The organism is uncultured Aureimonas sp., assembly GCF_913775355.1.
In the GTDB taxonomy this organism is placed as follows: domain Bacteria; phylum Pseudomonadota; class Alphaproteobacteria; order Rhizobiales; family Rhizobiaceae; genus Aureimonas.
On sequence record NZ_CAJYIU010000277.1, the window covers coordinates 1 to 3,996 of the forward strand.

Annotated in this window: 5 protein-coding genes, 1 tRNA gene and 1 pseudogene; 6 read left to right on the plus strand and 1 reads right to left on the minus strand. The window is 68.6% G+C overall.

Going from position 1 to position 3,996, the window contains the following annotated elements; genetic code table 11:
* Nucleotide 1: 1 nt before the first annotated feature.
* Nucleotides 2-91: transfer RNA gene (locus QZ753_RS16820), tRNA-Ser, on the minus strand.
* A 323-nt stretch (nucleotides 92-414) separates the two neighbouring features.
* Between QZ753_RS16820 and rplU the strand changes: the two genes are divergently transcribed.
* The 6 genes and pseudogenes from rplU to QZ753_RS16850 all read left to right on the plus strand — a co-directional run.
* The gene (gene rplU, locus QZ753_RS16825; RefSeq protein ID WP_294645282.1) at nucleotides 415-903 is read left to right on the plus strand and encodes a 50S ribosomal protein L21; all 489 of its coding nucleotides are present in this window, start codon (nucleotides 415-417) and stop codon (nucleotides 901-903) included.
* Nucleotides 904-1,019: 116 nt separating this feature from the next.
* Nucleotides 1,020-1,289, plus strand: a complete 270-nt coding sequence (rpmA, locus tag QZ753_RS16830) for a 50S ribosomal protein L27 (protein WP_055892932.1) — start codon at nucleotides 1,020-1,022, stop codon at nucleotides 1,287-1,289.
* A 124-nt stretch (nucleotides 1,290-1,413) separates the two neighbouring features.
* On the plus strand, nucleotides 1,414-1,992 hold the full coding sequence (locus QZ753_RS16835; protein WP_294645290.1) for a GNAT family N-acetyltransferase: 579 nt from the start codon (nucleotides 1,414-1,416) through the stop codon (nucleotides 1,990-1,992).
* Nucleotides 1,956-2,546: a DUF3833 family protein gene (locus QZ753_RS16840; RefSeq protein WP_294645292.1), complete on the plus strand. Its 591-nt coding sequence runs from the start codon at nucleotides 1,956-1,958 to the stop codon at nucleotides 2,544-2,546. Before QZ753_RS16835 ends, QZ753_RS16840 begins: the two co-directional genes overlap by 37 nt.
* 95 nt (nucleotides 2,547-2,641) lie before the next feature.
* Complete coding sequence (gene obgE, locus QZ753_RS16845) at nucleotides 2,642-3,709, plus strand: GTPase ObgE (RefSeq protein WP_294645293.1); 1,068 nt, start codon at nucleotides 2,642-2,644, stop codon at nucleotides 3,707-3,709.
* Nucleotides 3,706-3,996: pseudogene (locus QZ753_RS16850) on the plus strand (glutamate 5-kinase); the annotation flags it as partial. The gene obgE and the pseudogene QZ753_RS16850, both read left to right, overlap by 4 nt.

Genomic DNA, 3,996 nt, shown 5'->3' on the forward strand with positions numbered 1-3,996 from the left:
ATGGCGGAGAGGGAGGGATTTGAACCCCCGATACCCTTGCGAGTATGCCGCATTTCGAGTGCGGTGCATTCAACCACTCTGCCACCTCTCCGTCCGAGGTCGATCTTGCGATCGATGAAGCATACGCTGTCGAGCGTGGTCGGCGCCCTCACGGCGCGAGGGCTCTCTAGCAAAGGATCGGGGCGTTTCACAAGAGGCAATCGACGCGGGTTGTGACACTTTGAAAACGGGCCGTGCCGGCGGCCCGATCCCTTGACCTTTGCGGCCGGTGGCGCTAGGCAACGCGCGTCGTGACCTGCGTCCGGCTGCGCCTCGTGCGCGGTGGATCGTGCCGCGACATCGTTCGAAAGAAACACAAGAAGACGGCCCGCCGCGCCCGAAGCGTGCGAGAGCCGATCCTGAAAAGGCCAAGACATGTTTGCAGTGATCAAGACCGGCGGCAAGCAGTACCGCGTTGCCGCCAACGACCAGTTCGAGATCGAGCGCCTGCCCGGTGAGGCCGGCGACAGCGTCTCCTTCACCGAAGTCCTGATGGTCGGCTCGACCATCGGCGCGCCCTTCGTGGCCGGCGCCACCGTGGTCGGCGAGATCGTCGAGCAGACGCGCGGACCGAAGGTGATCTCCTTCAAGAAGCGCCGTCGCCAGAACTCCAAGCGTAGCCGCGGCCACCGCCAAGACCTGACGCTGATCCGCATCGCCGAGATCCTGACCGACGGCAAGGAGCCTTCGGCCAAGGCGCCGGCCGCCAAGAAGGCCGACAAGCCGGTCGCCGACGCGGCTTTGGATGCGGCGCCGAAGAAGGCCGCCAAGACCAAGCCGGCCGCCGAGACGGCGAGCGACGAGGCGGCGCCCGCCAAGAAGCCCCGCGCGGCCAAGAAGAAGGCCGAGGGCGAAGAGGCCTGAGACACGAAACCCGCGGGGAGCCTTCGAGGCCCCCGCCGCGTTCGGCACGAGACACACACACACGCGTTCGCGCGGTGCCGCCAAGGCCCCGGACGCAGACATCAGGAGACTGAAACATGGCGCACAAAAAGGCAGGCGGTTCTTCCCGCAACGGTCGCGACTCCGAGTCCAAGCGTCTCGGCGTGAAGAAGTTCGGCGGCGAGCAGGTCATCGCCGGCAACATTCTCGTCCGTCAGCGCGGCACGCGCTGGCACCCGGGCGTGAACGTCGGCATCGGCCGCGACCACACCCTCTTCGCCGTCGCCGAGGGCACCGTGACCTTCCAGAAGAAGGCGCAGGGCCGAACCTACGTGTCCGTCATGCCGAAGGCAGAAGCCGCCGAGTGATCCGGTTGCTTCAAGGCGCCGGCGTCCCAACGACCCGGCCCTTGAAGACGCAACCGTCGGACAAGGGATGAGAACCGGGGAGATGGGCCGCCATCTCCCCGTTTTGCATTCCCGGAGGGGTCCGATGAGTTGCGAAGAATCCAGCCTCGAAACCGACGACGACGAATGTCGGCTGACGACGCGCCGCCTGGTGCTGCGGATCGCCCGGGCCGGCGACGCCGCCGACATCGCCCGCTTCGCCGACGATCTCGAGATCGCGCAAATGACCTCGCGCATCCCCCATCCCTATCGCCTCGACGACGCGCACGCGTTCTTGGCGCGGGCGGAGGACGAACTCATCGTGGCGATCACGGCACGCGGCGACGGCGCCTTTCTCGGCCTCTGCAGCCTTGCGGCTGCAGGCGCCCCGGATACGGCGGAACTCGGTTACTGGATCGGCCGCCCGCATTGGGGCCGGGGGTTTGCGACCGAGGCGGCGCAGGCGGCGATCGACTACGGATTTGCGGTTCTCGAGCTTGCCGCGATCGAGGTTCGCTGCCGCGTGATCAACAACGGCTCGCGCCGGGTGATCCAGAAATGCGGCTTCGGCTATGTCGGCACCGGCCTGTCGACCTCGCTGGCGGCAGGGCGGGTCGCAAGCGAAACCTATCGGATGGATCGGCGGACATGGCAGTCGCTCAAAAGCTGGAGCACGCCCCGATGAGGCGCAGAGCCCTTCATGGCGCGGCGCTCGTCGTCTCGCTTTGCCTCCTCGTGGGGCCGGCGCGGGCGGCCGACGACTTTTCGCTGCGCTCGTTCTTTGCCGGACGCAGCGTCAGCGGCGGCGAGATCCGCACGCTCGGCCTCTTCCGCGAGCGCTTCACGGCGCGTTTCGAGGGCAAGGCGAAGGGCGACGCGCTGGACCTCGACGAGCGCTTTCGCTTTGAGGACGGCGCGCGGCTCCAGCGCTGGCATCTCGTCGAGCGCGGCGGACGGGTCACCGGCACGGTCGAGACCGAGGACGGCAAGGGGGTGCTGCAGGGCCCCTTCCCCGTGTCAGGGACGAGCGGTCCTGAAGGCGCCGTGCTCGCCTATCGCGGCATCGCGCCGGGCGGCGGTCGATCGACCTTCGACTTCCGGCACCGGATCACGCCGCGGGCCGACGGGACGGCGGGAAACCAGGTGCGCATCTCGCGCTTCGGGCTTCCGCTGGCGGGCGCCCGCGTCACCTTCGCCAAGTCGGACGCGGCGCTGGCGCCGCACCTCGCCGACCCTTGAGGCCGCGGCTTCGAGTTTCAAGATGGCGCCGGGCGCGCTACACCCAAGCCGCAGGATTCGATGGCGCGGCCGAAAGGATATGACGGGACAGGACGATGAAGTTTCTCGACAAGGTCAAGGTCTATGTGCGCTCGGGCGACGGGGGCGCCGGCGCGGTGTCCTTCCGCCGCGAGAAGTTCATCGAGTTCGGCGGCCCGGACGGCGGTGACGGCGGGCGCGGCGGCGACGTCTTCATCGAGGCGGTCTCGGGTCTCAACACGCTGATCGACTACCGTTACCAGCAGCATTACCGCGCCAAGACCGGCATGCACGGGATGGGCCGCAACCGCACCGGCGGAAAGGGCGCCGACGTGACGCTGAAGGTTCCCGTCGGCACGCAGGTCTTTGCCGAGGACGAGGAGACGCTGCTCGCCGACCTCACCGAGATCGGCCAGGTGTTCCGGGTCGCAGCCGGCGGCAACGGGGGCTTCGGCAACTGGCAGTTCAAGTCCTCGATCAACCGCGCGCCCTATCGCGCGAATCCCGGCCTCGAGGGCGAGGAGCTGACGATCTGGCTGCAGCTGAAGCTGATCGCCGATGCTGGCGTCGTCGGGCTTCCGAATGCCGGCAAGTCGACCTTCCTCGCCAGCGTCACCGCCGCCCGGCCCAAGATCGCGGATTACCCGTTCACCACGCTGCACCCCAATCTCGGCGTCGCGACGGTGGATGGCCATGAGTTCGTGATCGCCGACATTCCCGGCCTCATCGAGGGCGCGCACGAGGGCGTCGGGATCGGCGACCGTTTCCTCGGCCATGTCGAGCGCACACGCGTGCTGCTCCATCTCGTCTCGGCGGTAGAGGAGGACGTCGCCCACGCCTATGTGACGGTCCGGCGCGAGCTGGAGCTTTACGACGAGGGGCTGATCGAGAAGCCCGAGATCGTCGCCCTCAGCCAGGCCGACACGGTGGACGACGCGACGCGGCGCGACAAGCTGGATGCCCTGGCCGAGGCGAGCGGCACCAAGCCGCTGGTGCTGTCGGCCGTCACCCGTCACGGCCTGCCGGACGTCCTGCGCCGTCTGCGCCGCGAGATCGACGGCCTGTCGGACGATGCCGCCGACCAGGAGGCCGAGGACGCCAAGCGCTTCGGCGGCACCCTGGCCGAGGAGGACTGGCGTCGATGAGCGACGGGCTCGCCGCGTTCCGGCGCATCGTCGTCAAGATCGGGTCGGCGCTTCTCGTCGACCCCGACACCGGGCTGCGCCGCGACTGGCTACGCTCGCTGACGGCCGACGTCGCCCGGCTTCACGGCGAAGGGCGCGAGGTCCTTCTCGTGTCGTCGGGCGCGATCGCGCTCGGCCGCTCGATCCTGAAGCTGTCGCGCGGGCCCCTGAAGCTCGAGGAAAGCCAGGCTGCGGCGGCCGTCGGGCAGATCGCGCTGTCGCGCGCCTACAGCGAAGCCCTCGGCGCC